The sequence below is a fragment of the Erythrobacter sp. JB3-1 genome (assembly GCF_057364995.1).
The window spans coordinates 1,427,171-1,440,286 of sequence record NZ_CP200289.1 but is presented as its reverse complement, the minus strand read 5'-3'; the positions used below and the strand labels follow the sequence as shown (position 1 = coordinate 1,440,286).

The 13,116-nt window shown below is 54.5% G+C and carries 15 protein-coding genes and 1 pseudogene; 4 read left to right on the top strand and 12 right to left on the bottom strand.

Going from position 1 to position 13,116, the window contains the following annotated elements:
• Nucleotide 1: 1 nt before the first annotated feature.
• A complete protein-coding gene (locus tag AC0V6M_RS06840) occupies nucleotides 2-655 on the bottom strand; it encodes a response regulator (RefSeq protein WP_486138079.1) in 654 nt (217 codons plus the stop codon).
• 246 nt (nucleotides 656-901) lie between these two features.
• On the opposite strand from AC0V6M_RS06840, the gene AC0V6M_RS06835 reads away from it, so the two are divergent.
• A complete protein-coding gene (locus AC0V6M_RS06835) occupies nucleotides 902-2,674 on the top strand; it encodes a YadA-like family protein (protein ID WP_486138078.1) in 1,773 nt (590 codons plus the stop codon).
• Between the two features lie 286 nt (nucleotides 2,675-2,960).
• On the opposite strand, the gene AC0V6M_RS06830 is transcribed toward AC0V6M_RS06835, so the two are convergent.
• From AC0V6M_RS06830 to AC0V6M_RS06795, 8 genes are all read right to left on the bottom strand, one after another.
• A complete protein-coding gene (locus AC0V6M_RS06830) occupies nucleotides 2,961-3,755 on the bottom strand; it encodes an enoyl-CoA hydratase/isomerase family protein (RefSeq protein ID WP_486138077.1) in 795 nt (264 codons plus the stop codon).
• A gap of 37 nt (nucleotides 3,756-3,792) precedes the next feature.
• Nucleotides 3,793-5,091 (bottom strand): cytochrome P450, encoded by a 1,299-nt coding sequence (locus tag AC0V6M_RS06825; RefSeq protein ID WP_486138076.1) that lies wholly within the window; start codon nucleotides 5,089-5,091, stop codon nucleotides 3,793-3,795.
• 14 nt (nucleotides 5,092-5,105) lie between these two features.
• Nucleotides 5,106-5,291 carry a hypothetical protein gene (locus AC0V6M_RS06820; RefSeq protein ID WP_486138075.1) on the bottom strand — a complete coding sequence of 62 codons (186 nt, stop codon included), beginning with the start codon at nucleotides 5,289-5,291 and terminating at the stop codon, nucleotides 5,106-5,108.
• Nucleotides 5,292-5,344: 53 nt separating this feature from the next.
• Nucleotides 5,345-6,229 carry an oxidoreductase gene (locus AC0V6M_RS06815; RefSeq protein WP_486138074.1) on the bottom strand — a complete coding sequence of 295 codons (885 nt, stop codon included), beginning with the start codon at nucleotides 6,227-6,229 and terminating at the stop codon, nucleotides 5,345-5,347.
• An 18-nt stretch (nucleotides 6,230-6,247) separates the two neighbouring features.
• Complete coding sequence (locus AC0V6M_RS06810; RefSeq protein WP_486138073.1) at nucleotides 6,248-6,811, bottom strand: TetR/AcrR family transcriptional regulator; 564 nt, start codon at nucleotides 6,809-6,811, stop codon at nucleotides 6,248-6,250.
• A gap of 106 nt (nucleotides 6,812-6,917) precedes the next feature.
• On the bottom strand, nucleotides 6,918-8,159 hold the full coding sequence (locus AC0V6M_RS06805) for an acyl-CoA dehydrogenase family protein (RefSeq protein WP_486138072.1): 1,242 nt from the start codon (nucleotides 8,157-8,159) through the stop codon (nucleotides 6,918-6,920).
• The gene (locus tag AC0V6M_RS06800; protein WP_486138071.1) at nucleotides 8,156-9,157 is read right to left on the bottom strand and encodes an acyl-CoA dehydrogenase family protein; all 1,002 of its coding nucleotides are present in this window, start codon (nucleotides 9,155-9,157) and stop codon (nucleotides 8,156-8,158) included. Before AC0V6M_RS06800 ends, AC0V6M_RS06805 begins: the two co-directional genes overlap by 4 nt.
• A gap of 118 nt (nucleotides 9,158-9,275) precedes the next feature.
• Nucleotides 9,276-10,040: an alpha/beta fold hydrolase gene (locus AC0V6M_RS06795; RefSeq protein ID WP_486138070.1), complete on the bottom strand. Its 765-nt coding sequence runs from the start codon at nucleotides 10,038-10,040 to the stop codon at nucleotides 9,276-9,278.
• A 318-nt stretch (nucleotides 10,041-10,358) separates the two neighbouring features.
• Here AC0V6M_RS06795 and AC0V6M_RS06790 point away from each other — a divergent pair, with 318 nt between their 5' ends.
• The 3 genes from AC0V6M_RS06790 to AC0V6M_RS06780 all read left to right on the top strand — a co-directional run bounded on the left by AC0V6M_RS06790 (nucleotide 10,359) and on the right by AC0V6M_RS06780 (nucleotide 12,190).
• Nucleotides 10,359-10,694 (top strand): hypothetical protein, encoded by a 336-nt coding sequence (locus tag AC0V6M_RS06790; RefSeq protein WP_486138069.1) that lies wholly within the window; start codon nucleotides 10,359-10,361, stop codon nucleotides 10,692-10,694.
• A 409-nt stretch (nucleotides 10,695-11,103) separates the two neighbouring features.
• Complete coding sequence (locus AC0V6M_RS06785; protein WP_486138068.1) at nucleotides 11,104-11,271, top strand: helix-turn-helix domain-containing protein; 168 nt, start codon at nucleotides 11,104-11,106, stop codon at nucleotides 11,269-11,271.
• A 178-nt stretch (nucleotides 11,272-11,449) separates the two neighbouring features.
• Entirely contained in the window at nucleotides 11,450-12,190 is a 741-nt protein-coding gene (locus tag AC0V6M_RS06780) for a tyrosine-type recombinase/integrase (protein WP_486138067.1), read from the top strand.
• 23 nt (nucleotides 12,191-12,213) lie between these two features.
• Here AC0V6M_RS06780 and AC0V6M_RS06775 read toward each other — a convergent pair whose 3' ends face one another.
• The 3 genes and pseudogenes from AC0V6M_RS06775 to AC0V6M_RS06765 form a co-directional block, all read right to left on the bottom strand.
• On the bottom strand, nucleotides 12,214-12,438 hold the full coding sequence (locus AC0V6M_RS06775) for an integrase (protein ID WP_486139666.1): 225 nt from the start codon (nucleotides 12,436-12,438) through the stop codon (nucleotides 12,214-12,216).
• Between the two features lie 108 nt (nucleotides 12,439-12,546).
• Nucleotides 12,547-12,686: pseudogene (locus AC0V6M_RS06770) on the bottom strand (phage integrase central domain-containing protein); the annotation flags it as partial.
• Nucleotides 12,671-13,063: an Arm DNA-binding domain-containing protein gene (locus AC0V6M_RS06765; RefSeq protein ID WP_486138066.1), complete on the bottom strand. Its 393-nt coding sequence runs from the start codon at nucleotides 13,061-13,063 to the stop codon at nucleotides 12,671-12,673. The pseudogene AC0V6M_RS06770 and the gene AC0V6M_RS06765, both read right to left, overlap by 16 nt.
• Nucleotides 13,064-13,116 lie beyond the last annotated feature (53 nt).

Here is a 13,116-nt window from a genome sequence, read left to right as displayed (position 1 = left end):
ATCAAAGCTGCTTGTGGGTTTCTAGCAGCCCTTCTTTGAGCGCATGGGCAAGCAATTGCGCCACCGTCGTCACGCCCAATTTCGCCATTAAGCTGCCTCGGTGCTTCTCGATCGTTTTGATGCTTATGCAAAGCCTGTCAGCGATCGCGGCACTTGAATAGCCCGAGCCGACCAATGACAAAACTTCGCGTTCGCGCGGGGTCAACTCGACCCGGTCGTTTGAATTTTGGAGGATCGAGCGAACCTCCTCGGCAACAAAGTTGTGTCCGGCCAGAACCGCTTCCAACCCGCGCCGGATTTCGTCCGGCTCACAGCTTTTCAGCAGAATTCCATTGGCCCCAACGTCAATCCATTCGGCAAGTAAATTTGCAGAGGTAAATCCGGTTAGGACCGCGATTTTGGTGTCAGGCGACCAACGACGCGCCTCGGTAAAGACCTCAATCCCCTTTGCGTAAGGCATGGCCGCGTCAAGCACGAGCAGATCGGGTTTGTGGGTGCGAATAGCGGCCATCGCTTCCAACCCGTTCGACGCTTCTGCCACGACCAAAAGCCGCGAAATTTGCTCAAGGATTTGGGCTGTCGCTTGACGAACGATGGCATGATCATCCGCGACAACCGCCGTTTTGTGCATCGCGGCGTCTTTGTCACCGGCCATCGAAATCCCCTAACTCGCAAAGGCATAACGGATTAGTGCTTTGTTTCCAAGGCAGGGAAAGCGGTTTCTGCCTGAGGCTTTTGAGACAATGGCGTGCAGTTGCGGTTCGGCAAAAATGGGGGTCACTCCCCATAGATCACGCCACGTCTCCGTGGGAAAGTTCAGCAGTCACGTGAATGCATAGACGTGTTCGCTCAACGAAGCTCGCAAGCCATTGCGGGGCTGAAAATACAAAGGAAACTGCTCATGACGTATCGTTCAACCCAACTCAAATCGAAACTGGACAAAGCACGCGGTCTGGCTTTGGCGGGCGTTGCCAGCATCGCCTTTATCGGGTTGCTGAGCATGCCAGAACCCGCCCGCGCCGATGATTGCCTGCTCGACACCAACGATAATGGCGTTGCGGACGACACTGGCGACACTGATCTTGGCGCAAATTCCGATGGTGTGGACACACAATTGGCATGCGGTGAAGGCGCTAGTGCCACAGGCACCGGTTCTACCGCAGTTGGTTCTGAGTCAAAGGCCTCTGTTAGCGCTTCAACCGCCATAGGCCGCGTTGCAGAGGCAACGGGAATTAGTTCAGTTGCTGTTGGCTTTGACGCTCAGGCGACAGATGAAGATACGACGGCGGTGGGGCGGACAGCTCTCGCATCAGGTAACAGTTCTACGGCAATTGGGCGCGGCGCTCAGGCGACAGAAGACCGGACGACGGCAGTGGGGCTGGCAGCTGTTGCTTCAGGGCAGCGCTCCACTGCAGTTGGCGCAAACTCTCTTGCAGATGGCTTCCACTCCAGTGCCTTTGGCAGCGAAGCCAGAGCAGGCGCGAACCGCTCGACAGCTATCGGTAGACTTTCGAAAGCGCTCGCGTCTGATTCCACGGCACTTGGCCACTTCGCTAGTGCGACAGGAATTGATTCGACCGCATTGGGGCAAGGCGCTGAGGCTACTGCCAATTTAGCGACGGCATTGGGGCAGGCTTCGAGCGCGAGCGGGATCGCAGCCATTGCGGTTGGACGTGCCTCAAATGCCACCGGCGCAGGCTCCATCGCTATTGGCGGTGATTTAAACGATGGCGAGGGAGGGCCCGGCGCACAAGCCTTGGCGGATGGTGCTGTGGCTTTGGGCGCGGATGCGAATGCTCAGCAGGATAACGGGATTGCGATTGGTGCAGGTGCAAGCGCAACGCGGGTGAGCGCTTTGGCTGTCGGTGCAGGCGCTTTGGCTGAATCGGCTCGGGCAACAGCGCTGGGTGAGGATGCTGTTGCGCGCGGTGATGATGCCTTTGCGCTGGGGAACAGAACCTTTGCTCGCGGCGCGAATGCGGTGGCGATTGGCGGCTCTGCCCGCGCGACCTTGCAGCAAGCGACAGCGATTGGCTCGAACAGCCAGGCGCTAGCGGTGCAAGCCCTCGCAATTGGCGATGCGGCTGATGCGCGCGGAGTGGGCGCAAGCGCGATTGGTCAAGGCGCGAATGCAGCTCAAGATGGGGCAACGGCGCTAGGCGCAGGAGCGACAACGACGGCGGCCAACCAAGTGACGCTGGGCGGCACGGGCAGCTCTGTGCGGATCGGCGACATTGATGCGAGCACAGCAGCTCAGGTTGGACCGGTGGATGCGGTGACGGTGGACGCCAATGGCACATTGGGCCGTCAGAGCGTGGCGACAGCCGCCTCGGTCGACAACGTACGCGTCGCGCTTAATGCTGTGTCTCAGGTCTCCACCGTGCAGTTCGATGCGCTTAGCGGGCGGGTCAGCACATTGTTCGACCTCACCGACACAATCGACCGTGACGCGCAGCGCGGCATCGCCTCGATCGGGGCCCAAGCAGCGCCGCATTTCCCCAGCGAAGCGGGCAAGACCAGCTACGCCAGCAACGTCGCGACCTACCGCGGCGAGGTCGGCTTCTCCGCTGGCCTGATGCACCGGTTCGAAGGCGACTTCGCCATCACCGCAGGCGTTACCTACGCAGGCGGCAATTCCACCAGCGTTCGCGCAGGCGTCGCCGGCGAGTTCTGAGGCGTAGAATTACTGGGTCAGGAGCGAGGCAGCCGCTGACCCAGTCTTACTCTTTCCGAATGTCTGTATTTTGGGTCGGAAGCAGCCCGTCCGCGTTCGGTTCCAGGTGGCAAGAAGCAGACAGTCCGTTAGCGACCCAGTTTCAGTCATTCGCGACTTTAGCAGATTTGCGCCCCAGATTGCCGCGTTTGACTATCCAGATGCCCGCCCAAGAGTGGACCATTCGTAGCTAGGGCAATGTGCTAAGTCATATACAAGTGTTGGCTGACTTTGAAATCATTCCAGGCTACATTCTTTTAAAGTTGCCCGGACGCCGTTCGCCGACGGCCTTTATGCCTTCTTTGAAGTCTTCCGTTTGCTGAAGCCGATATTGGTCCAAGAACTCTTTGTCTGTGGCGTTTCTAACTTCTTGAGCGAGGTCACCGCGCAAGCGTATGCGAACGGCTTCGATTGCTAGCGGCGCATTTTCTGCAAAAGAGCTCGCCAACGAAATCGCCGCGTCACGAACCGATGATCGCTCAACAATCCGGTCGAGAATGCCTATCGCGTGTGCTTCTTCCCCTTTAACCCGGCGGCCGGACATGAAAAGTTCAGAGGCGGTCTGCATTCCGACCACGCGCGGAAGGATGTGGGTTAGTCCGAAGCCGGGCGTAAAACCCAGTTTGACAAAGTTTGCCGCAAATCGCGCCTCTGGGCATCCAACGCGAAAGTCCGTGGACATGGCAAGCCCAAAGCCGCCGCCGATCGCGGCTCCTTGAATGGCGGATACAATCGGCTTTCGGGTCTCAAACAGACGAACCGCCGCATCGTAAAGCGGACTGCCTGTTTCCGGCGTTGGGCTTGCTTGATCAGAGGTCTTTGCGAAATTCGCGCCTGCGCAAAAATGATCCCCCTCACTTGCCAACACGATTGCGCGGCAGCGGTCATCGGTATCGAGCTGCGCGTAGAGGTCGGCCAATGTTTCGATCAATTCAACATCGAAGAAGTTGTTTGGCGGCCTGCGTATCTCGCACAAGGCCACAAATGGTGCCGGAAATGTGACCTCAACATCGCCGAGCATTATCGTTTCATCGCCACTCATTATTGATCGTCCCCGAAGTTATTGTTTCGCAGTGAGATTAAGGTTGCCTCGAACAAGCGGCTTTCATCTGATATTGAATTGGAAGCTTCTGCAGGCCGTTGACGAAGGTCGATGGGCCCATGACAGCATCTCCAACCAGCTCGACTGATTCCAGCCTTGGGATGAGTTCTTCGAAGAATATTTTCAGTTCCAGCCGCGCCAAATTCTGCCCGAGGCAAACGTGATGACCAAACCCAAAGCTCAAATGCTTGTTCGGGGTGCGGCCCACATCAAACTGCATGCCGTCGGTGAATTTTTCTTCATCGCGGTTGGCTGATCCATAACAGAGCATGATCCAATCCCCTGCTCTGACTTTTTGCCCGCGTATTTCTGTGTCTTGGGCAGCAGACCGCATGAAGTGTTTCACCGGCGTTCCCCAGCGAATGGTTTCCTCTAAAAAGGAAGGAACAAGCGATATGTCGGCCTGCAAAGCTTCCAACAGCCCGTCTTGGGTCGCCAATGCCCACATGGCTGCCGCAGTAGAGGATGATGTTGTGTCATGGCCTGCCGTGGCAATTATGATGAAATACCCGTTTGTTGCGTGGTTCCCAATCGGCTCACCGTCGATCTCGGCGTTTGCGATGACCGTCGCCAGGTCATCTTGCGGGTTATCTCTTCGGTTTTGCGCGAGAGCTTCAAAATAGGTCTCAAACTCCTCCACAACACCTGATCTTGCCGATTTGAGGGTCTCGACATCCATTTGAAGCAATGCCGTAACGATCTTTGGGTCCGGCCTGACAAATGATTGTTGTGTAAGCCGCAGCATCAGATCGAAGTCGCTTTCAGGCACTCCAAGAATACGCATGATCACTTCGAGAGGATATCCAAGAGCCACATGTTTCACGAAATCACATTCTGTTCCCTGCGCTTCCATACGCGCGATTGATTTCAGCGCAACAGCACGGATCGATCCCGCGCGTTCGGTCAGATTCTTTGGACCAAACCACTTCTGGGTCAAAAGGCGGCTTTTCATATGCTCCGGCGGGTCCATTTGAACCAGCGAATGGATGGCATTGGGCGTTCCGTTGATCTTTCGGTTTAGCGCCTCTTCATCGTCTGTGATCAGAAACGATGGCCTATCTCCGTAGGGAAAGGTCTTGTTGTCTTTGCTTACGTGGACAACGTCATCATATTTTGTCGCCACCCAAAATGGACGGAACCCATCCACGCAGGCGCGTCCAAACGGTTCGTTTTGCCTCAGCCACATATATGCGTCGAATATTTCGTCGGTCGTATAACAGTTAGGATCAACCAATTTCGCAGCAATTTCTTCGGGTATGGTTGCAGGAGAATCCATCCGTTTTCTCTCTTCTAAACGAGCTTTTTGAGGTGGGATTTGGTGAAGGGCTCCATTTGGTCGATCTCGCCAGATTGAACCCTTTTGACCCAGTCAGGATTGGCGAGCAGCGCTCTGCCAATTGCGATGAGGTCAAACTCACCACGCTCAAGAAACTCGCAAACTTGGTCGATATTTGCGTCAACTGAAGAGCCCGCCATTCGTGTGAGGCCTTTTTCGCCCTTGGTGGTTTCAGTAAACGTGCCGTTGAGCGTCACGCTGCCAACGGCGATCGTGGGGGCACCGGATAGTTTTTGGTCCACCCGGCAAATGACAATTTGGCCCCCTCAAACTCAGGTTCCCAAAACCGGCGCGTGCTGCAATGAAAAATATCAACGCCGGCGCTCACAAAAGCGCTCAGTGCGTATTCCAGCTCTTTGGGATCGGCAAAAATCTTGGCGCCGTAGTCTTGGCTCTTCCACTGCGACAGCCGAAAGGAAACAGGAAAATCTGGCCCTACTGCCGAGCGAACTTTTTGAATTGTTTCGGCGGCGAAGCGAATTCGATTTTCAAGTGATCCGCCATATTCATCGGTGCGCAGATTGGTTTCTTGATCCATAAAGGCATCAATCAAATAGCCATGCGCGCCGTGGATCTCGACGCCGTCATATCCCACCGATTTGGCTGATGCGGCGGCACGGGCGTAGGAATCCTGAACTCCTGAAATTTCGCTATGCTTCAAAGCGCGGCCGCTTGCCGCATTGGGTCTTTTTATACCCGAGGGACTAACGGCTTCCATTTCGGGATTGGGATAGCCGCTGCGCGGACGCTCTGGTCCCATGTGCCAAAGCTGGCAAAAAATGACGCCCCCATCCCGGTGGACGCAATCGGTCAGATTCTGGTGACCTCGTAGCGCAGCCTCGCCGTGGATCGCGGGTTGGTTTTTGAAGCCATTGGCAACGGGGTGATCAATATGATTGGCTTCGGTTATGATCAGTCCGACGCCATTTTTCGCACGTCTGGAATAATAATCGGCAACATTTTGATCGGGTGCAAAATCCGGTGAATAGTTGCGCGCCATAGGAGCCATCACGACGCGGTTTTGCAGCGTCAGGGAATTGACCGTCAGAGGACGAAATAATGTTTCTAGTTGTGCCATAGGGCAAGCAGCCTTCCCTTATTCTTCTGGTACGCCCAGGAGCCTCTTGACCGAAATTTTCATCTGATCCCCAAGTTTTGATGAGTTGATGGCTTTGGGGTTCACGATTGTCTGGATCGCCGATCCTCGAAACATCCCGACCAGCAGGTATGCCGTGCAATCCACCGACAGATCAGGGTCGATCTCACCCTTGCCAATGGCTTGCTTGAGCTCGCGGGCGATGTAGCTACGGAAAGCTTCGTCTATTGCGACAAACTCTTCACGCAAGTATTTCTCGGGCCCAAGAGATTCGCCCAACAAGACATAAAACGCTCTTCCACCCGATTTGCGCATATCAAGCGGGCGCGAGAAGTTATCGGCCATTGCGAGAATGGCATCTAGTCCTGATTTGTTTGCCGATTTCTTCGCAATCTTTTCAACAAACAGCTCTTGCGTGCGTTTCGTGACCGCTTTGACCAATCCCGCTTTGGACTGAAATCGCGTCATGACCAGCCCGTGGCTAAATCCAGCACGCTCGCCGACTTTCGCGAGCGATACACTCGACCCGAACTCCTCAAACAACTCGACCGCTGCTTCCAACATTGCCTCGGTGGACGCCTTTGACCGCTCCGCTTGTGTTCGGCTTTTGGGTTTCTCTGCCGTCTTGACCATAGTTTTTTCCATCTAAAAGCTGTCGCTGATGTGACGCCTAATTCTTGGGAACATCCCTGAAAGGCCCCGTGTCGGAGCGTGGTTCTTTGGGTAGATTCAATATTCTTTCGGCGATGATATTGCGCTGAATTTCATCCGTCCCTCCAGCGATAGAAATGGCGGGCACAGAAAGCAGAATTTCAGCAATCAATCCTGATTCTGCGCCATCTTCGCCGGTGGTCAGAATATCCGTCCCCGAAATCATGGAATGCACTTTGGCAGCTTGCCGCGCGATCATGCTGGTCGACAATTTACCGATTGGGCCGAACATGCTTCCTTCTTGTTCGCTCGCCATTCCGGCAGCGGATTGTGCAGCTTTGCGCATGGAAAGAAGCTTCGCAATTTCTTGCCGGACAAGTGGATCAGATATCTTTCCGGTCTCAATCGCTCGGGGGAGCACCAGATCGACACGGCCAGCGCGCTGAGGATACCATTTATACGGTTCAAGCTCAGTTTCCTGCTCAGCTTGAAATTCGCGATAGATCCGGGCCATCGGCGCAGCCGCTTCTTCGCCGTCAGTCGAGCTTGCAAAAACGCCCCTTTGCGAGAACGCCTCGCGTTCAATGGTCAGCGTCGCAGTGGCAACCTTCCAGCCATCGCCTTCACCAAGCACCATATTCTCTGCCGGAATTTCCGCATTGGTAATGAACACCTCATTGAACGATGCGTAGCCATTCATCTGCTTAAGCTGGCGCACTTCGATACCAGGCTGACGCATGTCGAGCAGGAAATAGCTCAGCCCCTGATGTTTGGGCACATCCCAATTTGTGCGGGCAAGGATGAAACCAAAATCCGCATGGTGCGCACTGGTCGTCCATAGTTTTTGACCATTGACGATCCATTTGTCGCCTTCCAGCACAGCGCTGGTCGTCGATCCGGCAAGATCAGACCCGCTGCCCGGTTCGCTGAACAGCTGGCACCATGCGTGCTCTCCTGTCAGGACAGGGCGCAAGAAGCGCTGCTTCTGATCCTCTGTTCCATGCCTGAGCAGTGTCTCTGCAATCAGCAGGCGCGGCCCGCTTTGCGCGGCGCCAACGATATTCCGCTCGGCAAAAACAGATTGCACTTCTGCCGCCAGATCATTGCTATACCCACGCCCCAAATGGGCTTCGGGCCAAGCAACAGCAGCCCAGCGGGCATCGACCAGAAGATTGCGCCATTCCGCCAAAGGGCGCTCAGGGTCCCAGACTTCATCGAGCCAAGCATTGAGCTCAGCACGCACATCATTCGCCTGTGTCATTGGGTTTCCTCCAACACTCGCGAAATCATTGTTTCACGGTGCCACCGTGTCGAACCAAACATAACCTCCGAGCTGCGCGCGCGCTTAAACCAAAGGTGTGTGTCATTTTCCCATGTGAACCCCATGCCGCCATGGAGTTGGACCGCAGCAATCGCTGCCTCGACATAAATTTCATTGGCCATGGCTTTTGCCATATTTACATCCGAGGTAACTCTATCTTGAGACGCAAAGCTTCGCAGCGCGCAGTTCGTTGCGGCTTTGGCAAGCTCGAGATTGGTTGCGAAGTCTGCGCAGCGATGCTTCAGCCCTTGGAAAGAACCAATCGCACGGCCGAACTGATACCGCGTCTTCATATATTCGAGCGTTGCTTCCAACAGTGTTTGCGCCCCGCCGATCATTTCGCACGCAAGGATCAGGCAGACCTGATCCCAAAAAAGCTGCAGATTGACGCTCTCTGGATCACCGATGCGGATTGCTGTTGTGTTGCAGAATGTGACCTTCGAAACGCGCCGCGTCTCATCCATGGATTGCATCGCTTCAATCGTGACCCCCGCATCCTTGGGGTTCACATAGAATAGAGAGACGCCGCCAGGCTCGGTTGCAAAAACCAAAAAGCTATCAGCGATCTGAGCATCGAACACATGCGCTGCTTTGCCTGTCAGTTGGAATTGCTCGGCATCCACGCATTCGGCTTGGATTGCTTTTCCTAGGTCGGAAACTTCATCCAGTCCGCCAAGTGCCACGCTATAGAGTTTTGAACCTTCGCCGATCTCGCAAAGATATTTGGATCGTTCATCATCCCTTGCAGACGAAAGCACAGCGAGCGAGCCCAAAACGATGGAGGAAAAGAAGGGGCCGCAATACAGATAGCGCCCCATCTCCTCGGCCACGATCCCAAGTTCTTCGATCCCAAATCCGTGCCCGCCAAGCTCTTCGGGAATGTGGACGCAAGATGCGCCAACCTGCGAACACAGTCTGCTCCCATACTTGCGGGTCATAACCGACTTGCGTTTCCATCAGAGCCCGAACATCTTTAGACGTCGACTTCTTCGCCAGAAATTTGGAGACGATGGAACGATATTCCTCTTGGGTCTCGGACCTAGAAAATCGCATTTTTCAAAGTTCGTTTTCAGAAAGGAACGACACAATCGCGGCGTTGAACTTTTCAGGTTGGTCTAAATTTACCGCGTGTCCGGCATCCGGGACGATGCATTGAGACGCGCCATCAATCTTGGCCGCCATATAGTCGCTGCCCGCGAGGTAGGGTTTGTCATTTGCACCCACAACGACAATTGTCGGAACCCCGATGGACGGAAGTGACCGGATAACGCGGTCGTTTTTCTGCGTGAGCATATGTCGCCCGGCGCGAACCAACCCCTCTGGATCGCCGTGCTGACTTTGCATCATTTCCTGAGACAGGCCTTTTATTCCTGAGAGGCCTTTTTCAGCCAACGCGTCGGCCATTGCGTTGGCCTGGACATTCCACTGCGCCCTGCTTTCATCTTTCTTGAAACCTGGGCCGGTATCGATGATCAAAAGCGCTTTCACCCGCTCCGGGTAAGTTGCGTGAAATGCGAGCGACATATACCCGCCAAGAGAAAGGCCGCCAACAACGGCACTCTCGAAGCCTGCCGCATCAAGCAGGCCGGCCATATCGTCTACCGTAAGCGATTCAGAAAACGCGTCATCGTAAGGCGGCGTTTGTGTCTGCCCATGTCCGCGCATATCCCAAAGGATCAAGGTGTTGTTCTTGGAAAGCGTTTCAATCTGGCCGCGCCACATCGATGATTCTGCGGCGTAACCATGCGTCAGCAAGATGGCCGGACCTTCGCCATGAACTTCATAATAAATTTTTGCGTCACCTCGTTCAAGAATCGCCATAATCTCGATGCTCTCTATGTTTGTATATAGTTATATACTTTTATATCGCTCGACAAGCGAGGCGCAAGCAGAAAGGTATATGGGCATATAATTTTATCTGACGGGATTGGTGTGCGCTGACGGGCCGCCTCTGCGTCAACGTCTAGTCGGAGCAGACATTCGGCAAACGGCCAATTTCAGTCGAACAAATTTTCAAACTGGATGTCCGCTTCCACCCCCAGTGTCGGACAGTCTTTGAGACTTGCTATCTTAGCAGGCAGCGAGAGAGCGAATGATCGAGACTTGATCTTGTTTACGGTCAAGAAGTATCGATAGCCGATGGCCATTGAGTGGATATCAGCGCAGCTTGCATTGGAGTATTTGACGGGCGGCGAATTGGATTCTGAGGCAGAAAACCGCCTCTTTGGGCGGGCAAACGACGGACTGGTTGCGGCCAAAGCTAACTTGCTTGTGATCGACGGTCAGGAAAAGCGCCACCAATCTATTGAGCGGGACTTCTGGTTCACCAATAGATATCGCGAACTTCAAGATGACTGGGTCACGGGTGACTTTTCGTTGATTGTGAATGATGACCTCGAGGCACAAGCTTTTGGAGTGGCATTTGGCTTTGGCGCACTCGCTGATCTGGTGCCGCCGGCGAAACGAGCGTATTGAATTGCAGGGTTTGCATTTTCATCGTTCGGGTCTAGTAAACCTCGGAATTGAGCAATCCGAAAAAATGGATGCGCCGCCTGTGAAGAGAGGGCGCAAACCTGTATATGACTGACCCGCCGCAATTCTGGCAGTCTTTGGGTTGATCTATCGCGGCGACCTCAAGCCTGAAATTCAAGCTGACATTGAACGCGCTTTGACCGATCACTTGGCTAAGGGCGATCTGATTCCTTCCGAGAGCACAGTGCGTCTTTACGCCAAGCAAATCTGGGACGAATTCAGCAAGGCTTAAAATTCGCATGAATTGAATTACAGGCCTTTTTCGGCCTTATCGTCCGACAAATGCTTTGTGATCCGCGATTCAACACTCCTGCACACCGGCATATGCTGGTGCACACAAGGAGTGAAAATCATGCAACCTCTACTCGTATCGATCAATGAAACTGCCAAGGCTCTCAACCTCGGTCGTACCTCCGTATACGCATTGATTCGTGACCAAAAACTAGAAACCCGCAAGATGGGAAGGCGGCGGCTGGTGACGGTCGCTTCAATCAAACGGCTGGTTGAAGAGCAAGCCTAGGAACGCGCGATGAAGCGGATTAACCCGCGCCTCGCCAAGCTGAACCGCTCCTACAGTGTTGCCGAACTGACAGTCCTGATGGACGTGCACAAGCTTCATCTGGCTTGCTGATCAGCCAGGTTACAAGAGCAAGATCGCCTACGCCGACGCGGACTACTTCAACCTGTCTGAAAAGGAAGTGCGCATTGCCAAGGCCAAGCGCGAGAAGCCAGTGCCTACGTTGGCGCAAGTGCATCACGTGCTGGCGGCCATGCCAACCGAGACCGACATTGAGAAACGCAACCGCGCGCTGATTGCGTTGGCGCTGCTGACCGGAGCGCGTGGTGCCGCATTAGCTAGCTTCAAGCTGAAGCATATCGATCTAGTGCAGGGTTGTATCCACCAGGATGCGCGCGAAGTGAGAACTAAGTCGAGCAAAACATTCTCCACATGGTTCCGTCCGATAGAAGGCGAAGCGCTTCAGATTGTGACTGACTGGTGCGAGCACCTGCGTAATGACTTGCTTTGGGGTGAGGATGACCCACTCTTTCCAAAGACGTTGATGGAGCTGGGTGAACAAGGCGGCTTCCAAGCAATCGGTGTTTCACGCGAGCACTGGAGCGGCACTGGGCCAATCCGAAAAATCTACAAGCAGGCTTTCGAGGCAGCTGGATTGCCATACTTCAATCCGCACTGCTTTCGCGACACTCTGGTGCAGCTCGGAGAGCGGATTTGCCGTTCGCCTGAAGAATTCAAAGCTTGGTCACAGAATCTGGGCCATGAACGCGTCCTCACAACGCTAACAAGCTACGGTGCGGTGCCCGCTGCTCGGCAGGCAGAATTGATCCGTGATCTTAGGCAGCCGCGAGCTTTCAATTATGATGATGAACTGGCGGCGCTTTTGGCCAAAACTATGCGGAACTATCAAGCTGGCAATTGATGGGTCGCAATCGGACTGTCTGCTTATGCGCGGTCTGATACCGATACTGCCCCAATCGGTACGACCTCGCCGCCCTCGCGCAACCTGTCCAGATAATCGCTCCACCATTGGGCCATTTGGACGCGCTCTTCCCCATAGGAACCGCGATTGTACGTGCCTCGCACTGCATTCGTATCTTTGTGGGCAAGCGCCGGTTCAATTGCGTCGGGAGACCATTTGCCGCTTTCGTTAAGCAGTGAGCTGGCCATTGAGCGAAAGCCGTGGGCCGTCATTTCCTGACCACTATAACCCAGCCGTCGAAGCGATGCGGACGGATCAGCAACGGCACGCGAAGTAGCAACCGCATAGCGAAAAACTCGTCCTGATAGCGAGCGCATCCGGCGCGCGGTTTCTAGGTTTCCTTTGGATTCGACCTTTGAAGCGTTGCGAGAAGTTCCGCCGGTGTGATTTCAGTGATTGGGCGACTGCCGAGATCAGACTCTAAGAGAGATAGCAACCAACGCGTCTTTTGATCGTGACTACCGCGCGCCCTTCCTTTTCAGCCTTGGCAACATATTCAGCCGCTATGGATGAAAAGGTGTTGGCCGCCGACTCCTTCTTCTCATTCGCAATCTCGGCTTTCACGGCATTCGGATCAGCGCCATTGGCAAGCAACGTGCGCGCTTCATCGCGCCGGTCTCGCGCAACTCTAAGCAAAACGTCAGGATAGCGACCGAGCGAAAGCTTCTTCTCTTTGCCAAGATAGCGATACTTCAAGCGCCATAATTTTCCGCCAGATGGCTGCACCAGCAAGAACAACCCGCGCTCATCAAATAATTTGTACGGTTTTTCGCAAGGCTTCGCATTGCGGATCGCTGTATCGGTCAAAGCCATATGGGGGCCACTTTCATCTGCCGCTCAAATGTGGCCCCCATCGTGGCCCCACT

What these genes read in the sequence shown, in the direction of transcription:
- AC0V6M_RS06835 (WP_486138078.1), top strand. Translation starts at nt 902, where the DNA reads ATGACGTATCGTTCAACCCAACTCAAATCGAAACTGGACAAAGCACGC.
- AC0V6M_RS06765 (WP_486138066.1), bottom strand. Translation starts at nt 13,063, where the DNA reads ATGGCTTTGACCGATACAGCGATCCGCAATGCGAAGCCTTGCGAAAAA.
- AC0V6M_RS06810 (WP_486138073.1), bottom strand. Translation starts at nt 6,811, where the DNA reads ATGTTGGAAGCAGCGGTCGAGTTGTTTGAGGAGTTCGGGTCGAGTGTA.
- AC0V6M_RS06805 (WP_486138072.1), bottom strand. Translation starts at nt 8,159, where the DNA reads ATGACACAGGCGAATGATGTGCGTGCTGAGCTCAATGCTTGGCTCGAT.
- AC0V6M_RS06830 (WP_486138077.1), bottom strand. Translation starts at nt 3,755, where the DNA reads ATGAGTGGCGATGAAACGATAATGCTCGGCGATGTTGAGGTCACATTT.
- AC0V6M_RS06840 (WP_486138079.1), bottom strand. Translation starts at nt 655, where the DNA reads ATGGCCGGTGACAAAGACGCCGCGATGCACAAAACGGCGGTTGTCGCG.
- AC0V6M_RS06815 (WP_486138074.1), bottom strand. Translation starts at nt 6,229, where the DNA reads ATGGCACAACTAGAAACATTATTTCGTCCTCTGACGGTCAATTCCCTG.
- AC0V6M_RS06825 (WP_486138076.1), bottom strand. Translation starts at nt 5,091, where the DNA reads ATGGATTCTCCTGCAACCATACCCGAAGAAATTGCTGCGAAATTGGTT.
- AC0V6M_RS06795 (WP_486138070.1), bottom strand. Translation starts at nt 10,040, where the DNA reads ATGGCGATTCTTGAACGAGGTGACGCAAAAATTTATTATGAAGTTCAT.
- AC0V6M_RS06790 (WP_486138069.1), top strand. Translation starts at nt 10,359, where the DNA reads ATGGCCATTGAGTGGATATCAGCGCAGCTTGCATTGGAGTATTTGACG.
- AC0V6M_RS06775 (WP_486139666.1), bottom strand. Translation starts at nt 12,438, where the DNA reads ATGGCCAGCTCACTGCTTAACGAAAGCGGCAAATGGTCTCCCGACGCA.
- AC0V6M_RS06800 (WP_486138071.1), bottom strand. Translation starts at nt 9,157, where the DNA reads ATGACCCGCAAGTATGGGAGCAGACTGTGTTCGCAGGTTGGCGCATCT.
- AC0V6M_RS06820 (WP_486138075.1), bottom strand. Translation starts at nt 5,291, where the DNA reads ATGGCGGGCTCTTCAGTTGACGCAAATATCGACCAAGTTTGCGAGTTT.
- AC0V6M_RS06785 (WP_486138068.1), top strand. Translation starts at nt 11,104, where the DNA reads ATGCAACCTCTACTCGTATCGATCAATGAAACTGCCAAGGCTCTCAAC.